Annotated in this window: 12 protein-coding genes; 5 read left to right on the plus strand and 7 right to left on the minus strand. The window is 45.8% G+C overall.

What is annotated here, in order from left to right; all coding sequences use genetic code 11:
- Window positions 1-161: 161 nt before the first annotated feature.
- Window positions 162-821, minus strand: a complete 660-nt coding sequence (locus SCB77_RS03460; protein ID WP_320185030.1) for a VOC family protein — start codon at window positions 819-821, stop codon at window positions 162-164.
- A gap of 217 nt (window positions 822-1,038) precedes the next feature.
- Window positions 1,039-1,770: a siderophore-interacting protein gene (locus SCB77_RS03465; RefSeq protein ID WP_320185031.1), complete on the minus strand. Its 732-nt coding sequence runs from the start codon at window positions 1,768-1,770 to the stop codon at window positions 1,039-1,041.
- 474 nt (window positions 1,771-2,244) lie between these two features.
- Here SCB77_RS03465 and SCB77_RS03470 point away from each other — a divergent pair, with 474 nt between their 5' ends.
- From SCB77_RS03470 to SCB77_RS03480, 3 genes are all read left to right on the plus strand, one after another.
- The gene (locus tag SCB77_RS03470) at window positions 2,245-2,787 is read left to right on the plus strand and encodes a sigma-70 family RNA polymerase sigma factor (protein WP_320185032.1); all 543 of its coding nucleotides are present in this window, start codon (window positions 2,245-2,247) and stop codon (window positions 2,785-2,787) included.
- 60 nt (window positions 2,788-2,847) lie between these two features.
- On the plus strand, window positions 2,848-3,756 hold the full coding sequence (locus SCB77_RS03475; protein WP_320185033.1) for a FecR family protein: 909 nt from the start codon (window positions 2,848-2,850) through the stop codon (window positions 3,754-3,756).
- A gap of 84 nt (window positions 3,757-3,840) precedes the next feature.
- A complete protein-coding gene (locus tag SCB77_RS03480; RefSeq protein ID WP_320185034.1) occupies window positions 3,841-6,585 on the plus strand; it encodes a TonB-dependent receptor in 2,745 nt (914 codons plus the stop codon).
- 67 nt (window positions 6,586-6,652) lie between these two features.
- Here the strand turns inward: SCB77_RS03480 and SCB77_RS03485 are convergent, their stop codons facing one another.
- Together SCB77_RS03485 and SCB77_RS03490 are read right to left on the minus strand one after the other, a co-directional pair.
- Complete coding sequence (locus SCB77_RS03485) at window positions 6,653-7,930, minus strand: DUF4374 domain-containing protein (RefSeq protein ID WP_320185035.1); 1,278 nt, start codon at window positions 7,928-7,930, stop codon at window positions 6,653-6,655.
- Window positions 7,931-7,941: 11 nt separating this feature from the next.
- Complete coding sequence (locus tag SCB77_RS03490; protein ID WP_320185036.1) at window positions 7,942-10,140, minus strand: TonB-dependent receptor; 2,199 nt, start codon at window positions 10,138-10,140, stop codon at window positions 7,942-7,944.
- A gap of 115 nt (window positions 10,141-10,255) precedes the next feature.
- On the opposite strand from SCB77_RS03490, the gene SCB77_RS03495 reads away from it, so the two are divergent.
- A complete protein-coding gene (locus tag SCB77_RS03495) occupies window positions 10,256-11,242 on the plus strand; it encodes a helix-turn-helix domain-containing protein (RefSeq protein WP_320185037.1) in 987 nt (328 codons plus the stop codon).
- On the opposite strand, the gene SCB77_RS03500 is transcribed toward SCB77_RS03495, so the two are convergent.
- Both SCB77_RS03500 and SCB77_RS03505 read right to left on the minus strand, forming a co-directional pair.
- Window positions 11,239-12,789 (minus strand): PepSY-associated TM helix domain-containing protein, encoded by a 1,551-nt coding sequence (locus tag SCB77_RS03500; RefSeq protein ID WP_320185038.1) that lies wholly within the window; start codon window positions 12,787-12,789, stop codon window positions 11,239-11,241. The two genes, SCB77_RS03495 and SCB77_RS03500, sit on opposite strands and share 4 nt — an antisense overlap.
- Window positions 12,786-13,052 carry a hypothetical protein gene (locus SCB77_RS03505; protein WP_320185039.1) on the minus strand — a complete coding sequence of 89 codons (267 nt, stop codon included), beginning with the start codon at window positions 13,050-13,052 and terminating at the stop codon, window positions 12,786-12,788. Before SCB77_RS03505 ends, SCB77_RS03500 begins: the two co-directional genes overlap by 4 nt.
- Window positions 13,053-13,557: 505 nt before the next feature.
- Here SCB77_RS03505 and SCB77_RS03510 point away from each other — a divergent pair.
- The gene (locus SCB77_RS03510) at window positions 13,558-14,514 is read left to right on the plus strand and encodes an alpha/beta hydrolase (protein WP_320185040.1); all 957 of its coding nucleotides are present in this window, start codon (window positions 13,558-13,560) and stop codon (window positions 14,512-14,514) included.
- A 258-nt stretch (window positions 14,515-14,772) separates the two neighbouring features.
- Here the strand turns inward: SCB77_RS03510 and SCB77_RS03515 are convergent, their stop codons facing one another.
- Window positions 14,773-15,912: a 5-methyltetrahydropteroyltriglutamate--homocysteine S-methyltransferase gene (locus tag SCB77_RS03515; protein WP_320185041.1), complete on the minus strand. Its 1,140-nt coding sequence runs from the start codon at window positions 15,910-15,912 to the stop codon at window positions 14,773-14,775.
- Window positions 15,913-15,983 lie beyond the last annotated feature (71 nt).

The following is a 15,983-nucleotide window of genomic DNA, read 5'->3' on the forward strand; positions in this document are numbered from 1 at the left end:
ACTTTTGGTAGTCGTGCAGCGCAATGTACCACAGGTAGAAACGTACGTAAACCCACCTTTTATCAATCAACTTAAATGGAAAATCGGTTTCTGGAATTGCAACAAAAAAATGGACATTTAGTTAAGTAGTTTTGGGTCTAGCTAACTAAGAGAAGATATCCCTACTTCAAAATTTCACGAAGGTCAAGCATACCGCCCTCAAGTTCGACATGCTGCAGACCTTTTCCAGCAACGAATCGCAAACCCACCATATCGCCGAGCAATAGTTCCAGAAGTTTCATATCGAGGCCATCGCTACCAATATGGAGCGCTGAGACAGCGGAAACGCCATTCGGATGCCGAATGTGCTGAGGCCTCGGATTGGGGACGTAGGCCGACATCAAAAACGGAAATACGATATCATTAGGTATCAACAGATCCCAGCGTAGCGTTTGCCCTTTGGTATCCTTTCGTTTTGCTCGGTGAAACTTGAATCCAACGCCACTTTCCTTCAGGAAAATCTTTTCAGCAGCGAGATTGTCCACTGTCGATTCCAAGGACCATTCGCACCAACCATTTTCCACCTGTTCCCATTTATTCATCCGATCCAAAATTGGAGCGTAGCCGAATGTTTTCATAAACCATTTTACTGGCGCAGGAAGACCCGAATTTTGATAAATCTCAATAAAAACACCCTTCTCAAACCATATAAGTGCATTGTATGCTTTTCGTGGATCAGTACCATACTCCACTATAAATCCCGCATCCTGCAAGCTCTTAACCGATTGATGAAGATCTTGTACCCTATAGAGCACATGGCTCAACTGCAATGTATTATTCATTTATTTTGTATCGTTTAAAGGCATTCGCTGAATTTCCCATCCTGCGATCCTGTCAGCAAATGACCTATCAGGTGTTTTTGCTGAATATCCCAAAGATCAGCACTCCGCTCGGTTTGAGGAGCTTTGCAATCCTTCGATGGTAATCCGACTTGCTGGAGGACGGGAAATGTGCGTATATATTATTTCTGTTGAACACCTATCGTTACCTGCATAGTTCTTAAAGCCCCGGCTTCCCTTCCGCCCAGTAAGGTTCAGTATGCACCTGTCGGCGGCTAAAACCATGCTCCAAAAGGAATTTCCGCAGCGATAAAATCGAGCGAGCGTTTCCGGTCAAATAAACTGCCGTCCGCTCACTATCCATTCCTGCTTCCAAGAGCTCTTGCAACTTGCCTATGGCATCGACACCTGCTTTTCCGCCGCTAAGGCAAACAGAAGAAGCCTTTAGCCCGAGCAACTGCGGCCAATGGGCATGTCCATCATCCAGCTCAGCAATTCCCACAAAGCGATCACCCCTATTTTCCGCCTCGCTAGAGATACACCGAAGCAGACCCAGCGATGTTTCATCGCCAAAGGCAAGGTGCGTGCGGCAAGATAGATCATACTTTATTTTACCGCCCGGCCCCAAGAGATCCAGCGTATCGCCTTCCCGAAGGCCTTCGACCCAACGGCTTCCTGGTCCCTTATCGTGCAGATAGAAGAACACCTCGCAAATGCCCTTCTCCCGACTGAAATACGAAGGCGTGTAATGCCTGAACTCCGTATCGCTGATCCGGAACTCGATAACATTTCCGGGAATAAAATCCTTTTTCATATTGGCGAAACTTCCCTCGAAACGTACGCTGCGCAAGCCTACCGCCACATCTTCTATCTGTGTTACCCGCACGGGATGATACATCCCGCTAAAGAGCGATTGCATGGCGTCGGCCATCCATTTGGGTACTTTGGGCATATCTTTTTATTTTACGATTAAACGATCTATGAGTTCCAGCTCTATTATGCTTAACATTCTCATAAACAGCTTGCTAGGAGCAGTATCATCAGACACGTGACTTAAACCCTACGCGCATCTGCCAATAGAAGCGCAATCACGATGAGCGAGAACAAAACTATCTATTAAGAATCTTTCTAAATAAAGAACCGTTTCCAAAAATAGCTAATCTTACGAAACAGGAGGTCTGTTATTGGGAATAAAACATCCGCCAAAGGGAATAAATCATCGCAAGAGGGAATAAATCATCGCAAGAGGGGCGTTTTTACACCGACCTGACAATACGGGGCTGGAGCATATGGAATTGAGGGTAGGAACCCAGACAATTTCCCCATCAAGCAATTTCGTATCGCTCCACGTCTTCTGCAAGGGCATTAGCTTCAGAAATAAAATTATTTTGAATCAGTCTAATTAAGATGTACTTTTGCCCTCGTCATGACAACCTTGCCATCAAGTCAGGAAATATATCAACTTACCGAACGTGAATTCACCGTCCTATTCGATCAGTATTGGTCCGAAGTTTATCGTATTTGCCATTATTACACGAATGAGAAAGCTGCAGCCGAAGATCTGACACAAAATGTTTTCACGATAACTTGGCAGAAGCGCGATATGCTGCAAGAGAAGGAACTGCTCGCCCATTTCCTTTTTCGTTGTGCAAAGCTTGAAGCCTTAAGCTATGTCAAGCAGCAAGCCTCACGCCGAGAGAAACTACATCAGATGCAAGGAGACGCCTCAAGCGCATTCACATCGAACACAACCGAAGCGGATATTCTTTATGCAGAAGCGCAGGCCAAACTTAAAAATGCCTTGGCCGAATTACCTGAAAAAACAAAGCTAGTTTTTGAAATGAGCCAGCTTCAAGGAGCCGAGGTAAAGACCATCGCCCAAACGCTTAAGCTGGGCAAGAAGTCCGTTGAATACCACTTGTACAAAGCCATTAAAAAAATAAAATCAACTTTTTTGTTTTTGCTTTAGAAAATCGAACGCCTTGTTCCGTATATCCTTGTTATTCCAAAAAGGGAATACAATAGGAACATGGAATTTGACCGTAAACTTTTGGATGCCTACTACAGGGGCGAGTGTACCGAAGCGCAAAAACGCGAAGTAGAAAACTGGCTCGACATGGAAGACTATGCCGAATACCAGGTACTGACGAGTGCATCCCAGAAAAAATCCATCTGGAAAAAAGTAAAGGCCAACACCATCGGTAGGCATAGCACCCTAACCTATAAGATCGCTGCCGCCGCCCTGCTACTGTGCTGCCTGACCTTCGTCGCCATCCGCTACCAAGCGGCAGACACGGCACAAGAGATGCTGACCGTCACAACGGCCAAGGGTCAGCGCGCCAAAGTGCTGCTGCCCGATAGCTCGCTGGTGTACCTCAAGCCGCAATCGACCCTCACCTACAGCAAAACCTTTGCCGACGGCAGGCATGTACAGCTATTGGGTGAAGCTTTTTTTGAGGTACAGAAAGATCCCGAACATCCGTTTACCATCACAGGAGACCGCACGGAAACCAAAGTTTTGGGTACATCCTTTAACCTGCAAAGCCGCAATCAGCAACAGAGCCTGACCGTGCTTACCGGAAAGGTGGCCTATCGCGACCTAGCCACAGGACAAACGGAAATTGTAATGCCCGATGAACGTGCCGAGCTCGGTGTAGCAACTAAACTGTCCAAACAGCGGGTCTCTGCAGAAAGCTATACCGCTTGGACAAAAGACGAGCTGCGATTTGAGGATATGCCGCTGGGCGATATGATTCCCCAACTGGAAGAGTGGTATGGCGTATCCATTAAGCTCGCCGACCGGCAGCTGGCCAAAAAGACATTTACCGGTCGCTTCCACGATCCATCCATCAATGCGCTGTTGCACAGCGTAGGTTTTGCGTTGAAATTTGACTACCGCATACAGGATAGCACGGTCACCCTAACAGCCCAACATTAACATGCAATAAAAAACCCGGTAAACCTTGGCGGGACCTACCGGGAATTACTTAACCTTTCATCATTAAATAATTAGTACAAAAGTATGAATCCATTTTCAGATTCACCATCTTACCGGTGCAACAAAACCAAGCTCCTTCTTTTAAGCGTCTTGCTTTCCCTACTTAGCATCAGCATCTATGCGCAACAACAGCCCATATTGGACCAACCTGTTTCGCTGCAACTCCGCCGCGCCACAAAAACCGAGGCCTTAGATGCCCTAGCGGTCGCCGCCGGAGTCAGCATCAGCTACAGCGGTAGTGAAATCGACGGATCGACACGCGCTACCTATGCCATCAACGGGAAAACACTGCGTGCCGCGATAAACGAAATCCTAGGGGCGGCACTAGATGACCTCCTTGTTTCAGAACGAACCATTACCATCCGCATCAAAGATACCCCTACGCGGGTGAGGGGTAAGCTTACCGACGATCAGGGCATCGCCATCTCCTATGCCACGATCACGCTAGATCAAAAGATCAGCATACAGACCGATGAAGACGGAAATTTCTCGATCTCCATGTCCCCAGGCCGTCATCATATAACAGCAAGCTCACTGGGCTATAGCAGTAAGCAGATCAACTACCATACGGCGCAGAAAACCAAATCCCTGCATATTGTGCTACAACCAGATGTGGCTGCGCTGCAATCGGTCGAAATATATGGACAAAAGGACCAAGCCTACCGCGCCGACCGCTCTTTCATAGGAAGCAAGGTGGAAAGCAAGCTACAGGAGCTGCCACAAGCTGTATCGGTGGTCACCAAAGAGCTTATTGCCGATCAGGGTGCTGTACGCATCGGTGATATTATCAAAAACCTAAGTGGTGTAAGCCCCTTTTCGAGTTACGATGATATGGTGATCCGTGGTTTCAGGATTGAGGGAAACAAGAATACACAATTGATCAACGGCATGCGCAGTTTTACCGGATATTGGAAACAGCCCATGGTGAACTACCTCGAACGTGTCGAGGTGCTCAAAGGACCCTCGTCGGTGCTCTTCGGCAATTCGAGCCCCGGCGGCGTCATCAATCGCGTGACCAAGAAGCCACTGGATGAAGACCGCAAATCGCTACAGTTTTCCGTGGGCAGTTTTGATGCTGTGCGTGCATTCGCGGACTTTACCGGCCCCATGACCAAGGATAAAACCCTGCTCTACCGCCTTAACCTAGGCTATGAAGATGCAGAAAGCTTTCGCGACCTGCTCTTCGACAAAAATATCGTGATCGCTCCTTCGTTCTCCTTTGTGCCCAACGAAAATACCAGCATCAATTTTGACATGCTTTACAACGATTCGAAATCACGATTGGACCGTGCACAGGCCGTGTTCGCCGATGGCGACCTCTACTCGACTCCCATCAGCCGCACCATGAACGCTACCAACGATTACCTAAATGAAAAGAACTTTACCGTGACCGCTTCGCTAAGCCACCGGTTCTCCGAGCGGCTTAGTTTTAACGCTTCATATATGAAAACGGGCTACAGTGAGGATCTTTTAGAACACCGGTCTATAAACACCTATGCCAAAGACGGAGCTGGAACAGACCTGAACAATATGGTTTTTAGGCACCTATGGATGCGAAAAAGCTATCGCTACATGGACAATGCCACGGCATTTTTAAACTACCGGCTACCCGGCAAGCGGCTAGCACACAACCTGATTCTAGGCTACGACTATGCGCAGATGAAAGTGCCGCTAGGTGGATCGCAAATGACAGCCACAGGCTATAGAAACAGCGATAACACCGGCTTTATCGCGAACTATGACCCTACAAAAAAGGATCTATACCTCTTAGATCCGCAAACGGGAAACCCGGTACCGAATGTGCCGGCCTACGACCTGAATGATCCGATCAAAAGCCATGAAATGCAAGATGTATCGAAATATTTCTTTACATCAAGCACGGTGCAGCCTACATTTTACAGCCTCAACTCCTTGTACCTGCAAGATCAGTTAACGGCCGGAAAATTTAAGCTATTGCTAGGCCTTCGCTATGAACGCTACAGCGACCTGCTGAACTACAAAACGCTTGAGGAAGATCAGGTAAGGCAATCGGTATTCTTGCCCCGGCTGGGCGTTGTCTACGAAATCAACCAGCAGATCAACGCCTATGCCACCTATGTAGAGGGCTATAACCCACAAACGGCGTCAGCACTTGCCAATCCGAATGCAGGCGGGCCTTTTGATCCGCTGGAGAACAATATGGTAGAGGTTGGTTTAAAAACCAGTTGGTTTGACCATAGGCTTGATATCACGAGCTCGGTCTATAAAATTGATCAAAGGAATACCCTATACCCTGCCCTTGATTCCGATAATCCGGAACGCCTTGAGCAGATCGGCAAGGAACGATCTACAGGTTTTGAACTGGATGTGCAAGGCCGTATTCTGCCCAACTGGAGCATCGTGGCTTCCTATGCCTATAATGATGCACAGATTTTGGAAAGTGCAAACGACTATGACCTTGATGTGCAAAAGCCCAATGCCCCGAAAAACTCGGCCAACCTATGGATGCGCTACAACCTGAGCAATGGGCTCTTCCAGGGTGTAGGTGTGGCATTCGGGATCAACTATGTCGATCAACGCAATTTAAGGATCCGTAGCTCAGGAAAACAAACTATTCCTGCCTACACTATAGCCAATGCCGCGATCTACTACAAGGTGAAGAAGGTACTTATTCAGGCAAACCTCAATAACATTACAGGCAAGACCTACTGGGTGGGCGGATATGACTATGTGCGCCTGTTTCCGGGAGCACCGCGAAACTTCCTGCTGACGCTGGGTTATCAGTTTTAAACAGGCATAAAGATCGTCCCTTTGCGGCAATGCCGCGCAGGGACGATCTTTACTTACACTATACGTACTACTTTGTTACAGGAACCCAATTAATCGATCGAATGATGTTCTGTCCCTCAACGGTAAGACCAACTTTAGCGGATGCCGTTTCTGTATCAAACTTGTATACCTGAGAAACGAATCCTTCATCCGTAAATGAAATAATACCTACATAGCCAGTTTTTCCATCTCGTGGAGAATAATTACCACTATACTCCGTTATTCCCAAAATAGTTGCAGGATCAGGAGTGCCTGTTACCCATTTAAACGACTGGGTGTATACATTCGCTATAGCAAATTTCTTGGCATTGTTAGCATAGGTATTATGCGTATCAGACATCATGAGCAAGAAATTTCCCTTGCCTAGATAGAGTTTCCGGAATACATAGTTATTTCCCGATACATTGGAAATATTGAAAAAGTAACTCTTATCATATTCGGTGGTACCTTTTGCAATTTTCATGATTCCAACTGGCTTCGTAGAGTTTTTAGTATTACTAGATCCATTTTCGGTACCTAGAGACATGCCTATAGCATATACATCGCCCTGCTCATCCACTTCGATAGCATCTGTAAAATAGGCACCTATCGCTCCGGTACGATTATCTCTTATGACCTTCTCAAATTTCATTTCTGGGTAAGAGTAAACAGCGATCCAAGAGCTATCCGGAAAGCTGGTGCCGAAAGAGCGTGCTGTTTTAATCGAAAGAAATGGCGCAAAAACCTTATCACCTACCTGTTTCACACTAGAAAACATAGCCATCTCCCCATTGCCTGACAAGGTGTTGGTATTAATCTGCCCCTGACTAGCGATCTGTAAGGAATTGGTGTTAACGCGATACCAGTTGGACATACTCTGTGTAGGCTCCCAAGCATTCTTAAACATTAAGATATCCTCGCCTACGGCTCCAAAGGCTGTCATTGTTTCTGTTTGGAAATTCGATAGCTTTTGAAGCTGCGCCTGTTCGTTCATCGAATAGGCCGTTACCGATCCGGGATTTCCCTGTCCGAACAAAAGGCTAAAGAACTTATTGTTGGCAATTACATAATTGCGGTTTACCCCATCCTGTTCCAAGCCTGTTCCTGTTGTTACCAACGTGCCGGAATCCAAGCTGTTCGTCGTGTAGAGCAAATCTGCGCCATTACCCAAGATGTATGACATGTAGGGCAGTGCCGTCACCACAAACCTGCCCTCTTGCGGAGTTTCTTCCACCGGCGGCTCTGTGGGCTGATCATCTTTCTTACTGCAGGCTGCAAAAATCAGTGCTGCCGATAACAAGCAGCCCATCCATTTATTCGTGTTCATAGCTTTTATTATTAATGTTTATTGTAATCGATGAAATAGCGCATTTTTAGATAGAATCCCCTACCCGGCTTCTGCAGGCTGAAATTATCGTAGAGCCGGCGATCCGTAAGGTTTCTACATTCCAATGCAATGTTATATTTACCTTGAGCCAGGGTATATGCGATGCTAGCATCTTGCGCAAGCTGCATCGGTGTACTGCGCATGCTCGCGGGATTGGCACTACCCGCTGGATATAGAAAAAAATCATGCACATAGAGCACATTGTAAGAGACTATTAAACGGTTTCCCTGTCCGTACACATTATTGAAAAAAATCGAAGCATCCGCGTTCCCAAACAGGTAAGGGATATTGGGAATACGATCGTTGTAAGACTGGCTTTCCAACACAATACCTTGGGGAAGGTCGGGCAGGTAACGCTGACGATCCCGTATGTTCTGGTACGTCAAATTGGCCCCCAGCGTCAAACGATCTTTGTAAGCATAGCGAAATTCAGATTCAATTCCAAGGTTGGATACGGCCGAGAGGTTCTTGGCCACAAGCCTATTGTTCTGATTCACGGTGTAAAAGATGTAATCCTTCGCGTGGAAGTAAACGCCAGTGAGGTTGACATAAAGCTGATGGCGCCCCTTAAAATTGTGATTCAGGGCAATGCCCAGATTTACATTATCGCTACTTTCAGGACGTACGTCCCAATTGGCCTCTCCGTTGATAAGATCACCAAAGAAATCATCATACTCGGGCATACGGTTGGTTTTTTCATAGGAAAGCTTTAGTTGAAGATCCTGCCGTAGAAAATAGCTACTTGCCAGTCCATAACCAAATCGGTGTCTATTTACCTCCACATCTCGGTATACAGTGTCGGTGGGGGTTGCAACATCCGTCTGTATTAAGATGGTCGATGCCTTTTGGTAGAGATATTTGGCAAATACCGAATTGTTCCACCTGTCATTTGCCGCATATTGATAACTGGCGCCTAGTATATTTTTATACGTCTGCTGAGGTAGTTTGTAGCGACGCTCTTCAGGAAAAAGCATATTTCCACCTTTTCGATCAAAACTGTTCCAAACATTGTTCAGCGCGAAAGCATGCTTCGTATTGGGTGTATAGCTCACACTGCCTGCCACGTTAGCCAAGTTATTGCGATAGCGCAGCAACTGATGGGCACGTTCTCCGCCAGCTCCCGCATACTTGATCGAGTCGCCCAGCCACCCGTAACGCGCAAAGACCGTATCTATATTCTGCTCCGTACCCATATTATAGTTGGCATTCAGCGAGACATCCAAGCCATCTAACCATAAATCATTTTTGCGGTAACGCAGGGTCGGCATCACGATACTACCACGTGTATGCCAAGCACCGAAAACGGCATCCATGCGCGCTCCGGTCTGTATTTCCTTGTAGTTTTTACCCAATGTGATGCCCAATAGCAACTCATCGGCCCATTCCTTATCCAATACACCAACCTGCGTAATGATCGTTTCATTATGGAACCTGTCATGAAAGCGACGCACCGTCGTATCCGGATAGTATTTACCCGTGCGGATATCCGCAGCATCTAACGTTACCTTGTAATCATTATCCGAATAGTTTTGAAAGGCATTCAACTGCAAAGTGAGTCCACTAGATGAGGTTATCGCCGCATTGACATTGCTGCGATGTGTGTTAAAGGAACCATACGAATACCCAACATCCACAAAATTGCGTTTTTTATTTCCTGTAATAATATTCACTGCTCCTCCTAATGCGTCACTACCGAGCCATATGGGTACTACGCCCTTGTATACTTCAATACGTTCGGCGATATTAATCGGAATATTATTTATCTGGAAAGAAGTGCCAAAATTGTCTATAGGTACGCCGTCCATGAAAAACTTGACGCGCTTCCCTGAAAAGCCATTAATGGAAAAATCAAAATCAGACCCTACTCCCCCCGTCTCCCGCAAACGCGCGCCGGGAACCCGATCCAGCACATGGGCAATATCAAGGGTTGTGTTGTGTAATTTTTTGGCATCTACAGCAGTAATATTATAGGCCCTTCTGCCTGCAAGTTGCGCCGCAGAAAGCCCCAAGACGCTTACTGTTTCGATGCTAGCGGTATCGGCGCTTAGCGCAACACTATCGGGTTGGACAGATTGCGCCCGAACTCCAGAAAACAATATCAAAAGCGAAGCAACAGCTGCTAATATTCGGAATAAGGGAAAAGAGATCAAGTAAATTTTTATTTATATTAATTATAAACTATTTTTGAATGGCCAAACTTAGCGCTTTTGCTAGCGATAATTTTATGGGATTGGAAGTATTAATTATGCAAAAAGAAGTATTGCGATGATCGAGACAATTCGAAATACCGACTTCGAGGATTTCACGATTCCCCATCCAACTAAGGTGGGTAAGGACGAGCCCTCATATTGGAGCGACAGCCTTTTTTCTACCCCAAACGGTCCTATACATTTTGCCGAACAACAACTGCGAGAAGAGCTGTCGATTGTGCAAGGGCGTTATGAACTATCCAAGCACACCAGCATTGATGGGGCTGGCGACGGCGCATTGTTGGAGATACAGTTCAACCTGTCGCAACATGACATACATTACCAAGATAATGATGGACGTGAATTGACTTCTGCTGCTCAATCTTGCAACATCGTTTACCTTTCTGTGACGGATAATGCTGCAAAAATACACTTTAAGAAGGACATCACTTACGACACCTTTGACATCCACCTGCCCATTGGACTGCTTGATGTGTACGCTGGTGAATCCAAACTCATGGATAGTTTTATTCAAAGTATACATCTAGATCGGAGCAGTATGTTGTCTGCACAGCGTATGTCCATCGATCCTAAGTTGTTCAACTGCATTGTCGATATAAAGGCTTGTAAACTCGACGGGCTATCACGTAAGATATACCTCGAATCGAAGGTCTATGAACTGATCGCGCTACTTACTGGCAACGCAGAAAAGTCGGAACCAGTATGCAAATTGGGCAAGGAGGATCAGGAGCGTATACATCATGCAGCGATTTTACTACGTGAGCATATAGATTCGCCGGTAACGATCATCGAACTATCGCGCCTTGTGGGCATCAACCAAACAAAACTTAAATACGGATTTCGCGAGTTGTTCGGCACAACGGTGTTCGGATACATTCAAGAAATCAAGATGCACCAAGCAAAGCAAGAGCTTCTGGATACCGATTTATCCATTCAGGAGATCGGCTATAGACTCGGTTACCAAAACATGTCCAACTTCAGTATCGCCTTTAAAAAGTTTTATGGCTACTCGCCGATGAAATTGCGTGGACACAAAATTTAAGACAAATTAGTAGCTCGTTGCTTTTGGGAGTACCCAGCACAAAAGACAGCTATAATTCCCACCAAAAGCCAGCAGCCATCAACAATAGATACATAAGGATAAGCGTCGCCAATCTCCCAACCCCAATCACCGGTTCTCCAACCGTTTGAAATCGGAACTAGTAGCGCAAATATCCCCATCAAAACCAGGCAACGTATAAATATATCGCGTTCATTCTTCATGAAATAACACACCACCGACAACATGAACCAGCTCCCGAAAAAGATTGCGTTTACCCGATCAACATGGTCTGCACCTTTTGGCACCCAATGTTCCGCATTAAAAAGTAGCGCTGTGGCGGGAAGAAGCGAAAAACAAACCGCTAGGTAAGCCATGGTTATTCGGTGGTGAAAACGACGCTGCCCTTCGGTATAGCTAGGTTTGTTCCTTGCCTGCTTCCACATCATCACACCGCTAATGATCACAAAACAGCTGATCATGGATAGCAAAAAATAGAAAAGCTTGAGCGGCCAGCCGCCAAACGTAGCGAAGTGCAATTTACTGATGCCCTGTAGTAGTGATTGTTGGTAGTTCTTCTCTCCGGGTGAAAGCGTTAGCTTGTAGTTCCCCGTGTTTAGATCGGCGATAATCAAACCGTCCGAATTGAAACGTTGTGGATCAATAAGGTCCATACTCATCACAGCATTGTCATGTCCTGGATTTACGATTTCTAGATAGGAAACAGTAGCATCTGGATAATCCGCTCGTACAGCATCAAGAAGCTGCTGAACGGGGATATTAGTGGCGGGGCGGGCATCTTCACCATGTGCATGGAATGCTTCGGGCGGATAGATCATCGTCACCAATTTACCCTGATCACCTCCGAACAGTACAAAGACTGCGGGCGCAAGGATAAATAGGCTGAGCATGTAGAAAGCTCCCGTGATGGCATACATCAATTGGAAAGGAAGCCCCAAAATACCAAACACGGTATGGGCATTTGTCCAAAACTGCTTTCGCAGATCTCGAAAGGAAAAAGCGAAAAACTTACTTCGAATGTTCTGCCAATGGATGAGCAGCCCAGTGACGACCGCAAAAGAAAAAAACAACGCGACAAAACCAGCAATATATCGTCCGATATACCATGGTAGCTGATCCAAAAAGTGAAGACGATAAAGTGTCTCTCCTACAGTAGCCCCTTCGCCATCCTTCAAATCCAGCAAGCTATCGGTCAGTGGATTATACGTGTAGGTTTCGTACGCTTCCGACTCACCGGTCAAATAAAACGTATAGATAGGCTTTGCATCAGTGGGTAGAATTACCCGTAACTCGTGAATCTCCATCCCGCCGTTACTCACCGATGCGAGCCGATGCATCATCCTTTCGTAATCCAGTTGTGTACTCTTTTTTATGCGCGCCTCTGGATCTTCCCATTGGTAGACCTCCTGTTTATAGAGTGCTATTGCACCAGCAAAAAACATAATAAAAAGTACCGCACTAATAGCTATCCCGCTCACGGTATGGGTGTGGAACAAAATATTAAAGTGTTTTACGGACAAACGTTTCATAACGGCCCTCCCTGAAAAGCAATCAGTAACATGACGACGGTTAATAATAAATAGATCCCCCATACGTGCCAACCATTTTTAGCTAAAAAGGCAAGCACCATCAGTATGGTCCAGAGGAAGAAACCAACAAAGGCACCGGACACGAGCAAGTTTAGACCAATCAACGGAATTCGTGCCATGGCCAAGTGAACCGCTGTGGAGAGCAGGTATCCTCCAAACAATCCCGCCGAAATCTTCAGCATGCGTTGACCGGGACGATTCAAGTATTTGGATTTTGCAGGCATACTAAAAAGAAAGAATAAACCCACTTAGGCAGAGTAGGTGAACGAGTAATAAAAATGCTAATCTGAAAATTCTAGACGACGCTAAAAAGAAGATTGTGGTGGAAAAAATAGCCATCAGCGTAGCCAAAAAAAACAATATTCCCGTAGTAACTCCTTTATCCAAACACAAAAGTAGTAAGGAGAGCAACAGTGTTGTCCAAGTACAATAACGTATGCAGGGCATTGAAAAGGAAGTTCCTTTAGGCAGCGGCCAAAACCGCGATTGCCTGTAACTACCCAAAACACCGAGAAAACTTAGATAAATCGATATGCTGGTCATAATAATTAAATGCAATCCAAAATTATCTCCAATTGGTACGAAAAACTTATGCAGAGCGAAGTTTTTATTATGCAAATGGAAGTATCCGCCCAGCTCAGCCAACCGATAACAGACTTTAGACCGGATTGCTTTATCTTTACGTAGAATAGATAAGATGAACTGCATATGTTGTTGCTTAAATGGTTTTCGTTGCTGCTAATAGTGCTGCTCACTACGGGATTTGGGTATGAACAATTTTCTCGGTGGCGTTTGGAACGTAGCATACGCAAAAACAGGACATTTGCCCATGTAAATTCGAAACCTTTACATTACGTCAAAAAAGGAAACGGAAATGCCACGGTTGTTTTTGTTTCGGGAATGGGTAGTGGCCACGTCATTTGGCAGGAATTGCAGGATAGCTTAGCCCTACATGCGACTACGCTTTCCTATGACCGCAATGGCATACTCTTCAGCCCGGCAAATGGTGATATGCTGAGTAATGAGACCGTATCTCAAGAACTAGAAGCTTTACTCGAACAAACCAAATGTCCAAAACCCTATATTTTGGTTATGCATTCCATGGCCGGAATATATATGCGCCCATTCATTGCACGCCATCTACATGATATTAAAGGGTTGGTCTTTGCCGAAGCAGCCCATCCGCATCAACTACGTGAAGCATCAGACGAATTGTTAAAATCTCGTTTTATTCCACCAAAGTGGCTGGTCAATTTCGTAGTAAATCTCGGTATATACAGAACGTTTTTTTCTTTCTTCCCCGTTTCGAATGAAATTCCGATGGATCACCGTCTTCAACACGCAGAAAGGAATTTCTTTTATAAATCTTATCGACGTTTGTTAAAGGAAGTGGAGTCCGAGCAGCAGAACTTCGATGATGCATCACGCCACGGCGATTTCGGTAACACGCCACTTATCATCATCGCGGGAACTTCCGAAAGCCGGTACAAGAATATAAAAGATCAGACGATCAAAACAGAATACTGCCAGTTGATGGAAAAACTCTCCAAAGATTTTCTCCAGTTATCTAAAAAGAGTGAGTTAATAACAACAGAAAAAAGTGGACATATCCTTCAAGTTAATGATAACGAGCTACTATGCAATGTCATCAAAACACTATTTTGACTAGACTGAAAAAGTCGGGGCAAATAAAGGAGGTGGGGTAAATAACAGCGGTATAGGCAAGGGCTACGGCATACACGGCTTTATGGAACTGGTCAACGCCAAAACCGTGCTCCACCAGTCAGCGACAGCACCTGAAGAAGAGTTTTTGAAAGCGCCCTACGACGGTAACATAGATATCATCAGACCGGCATTTCAATAACACGGTCAACCGATATATGGGTTAGGATCTCGCAAAAAAGACCTAACCCTAATAAATAACTAAACAGCCCACACCTCTTCCGCAATTTCGCGGATCAGCGCCATTTTCTTCCATTGGTCCTCTTCACCCAACTTATTACCCGTCTCGGTTGAAGAAAAACCGCATTGCGGACTTAAACAAAGCGAAGCCAAGGGCACATAGGCTGCAGCCTCCGCAATCTTTGCCTTAATCGCATCCTTATCTTCAAGTTCCGGAAATTTAGACGTCACCAAGCCCAACACCACTTTACCACTACCGGGGCGCCATTTTGCCAGCGGCTCAAAACCACCCGAGCGATCGCTATCATATTCCATAAAATAGCCATCGTAATTTGTCGCAAACAATTGCTCGGCAATAGGCTCATAGCCACCGGAGAAAATCCAGGCCGAAGCGTGGTTTCCACGGCAGATGTGCGTCGTGATCACCATGTCTGCCGGTTTCGCGACAAGCACGCGGTTGATAATATCCGTACACAGCTGGGCAATTTCATCCGGATTCATCCCCTTCTCTACCAAACTCTTCCGCTTTTCTGCATCGATCAAAAAAGCCCAGTTTGTATCATCAAACTGTATATAACGACATCCGGCAGCATAAAAAGCCTGAATCGCATCTTGATAAGTCTGCACAAGATCATCGTAGAAAACCTCCCTATTTGGATAGATCTGATCGATGCGCGACGAACCAAGCTTCGCCAACAGCTCCTGACGGATAACCATGCTTGGGCTGGGGATGGTGGCTTTTGCGATAAACTCACCTTCGCTACCTACCGCATCTTTTAGGAAGGTAAAATCCGCAATAAAGGGATGGTCCGCAGGAAACCACAAAGGCCCTACAATGCGCACATCATAGGCCGGTAGAGCTGCCCCCTTGAACGTCTGGTTATAGCCCTGCTCGGGTACATAACCTTCAATACCCTCAATGCCCTCCATAAAGTCAAGATGCCAATATGCACGGCGGAATTCTCCATCGGTAATACCTTTGATACCAGCGGTCTTCTGCTGTGCCACTAAACGTATAATCTCTTCATTTTCTATATCCCGTAGTGCACTTGCTGATAGCAGGCCTGCGGCCCGCTCTTTGCGAGCCTCTTTGATACGCGCGGGACGCAGAAAACTTCCCACGATATCCACGATAAAAGGTGCAGATTCTTGCTGTTTCATTTATTTATATATATGATGAATGTTATGCTTCGAAATTAGGAATATTTTGAGCAAGACAGGAATCTTACTGG

The organism is Sphingobacterium bambusae (genome assembly GCF_033955345.1).
In the GTDB taxonomy this organism is placed as follows: domain Bacteria; phylum Bacteroidota; class Bacteroidia; order Sphingobacteriales; family Sphingobacteriaceae; genus Sphingobacterium; species Sphingobacterium bambusae.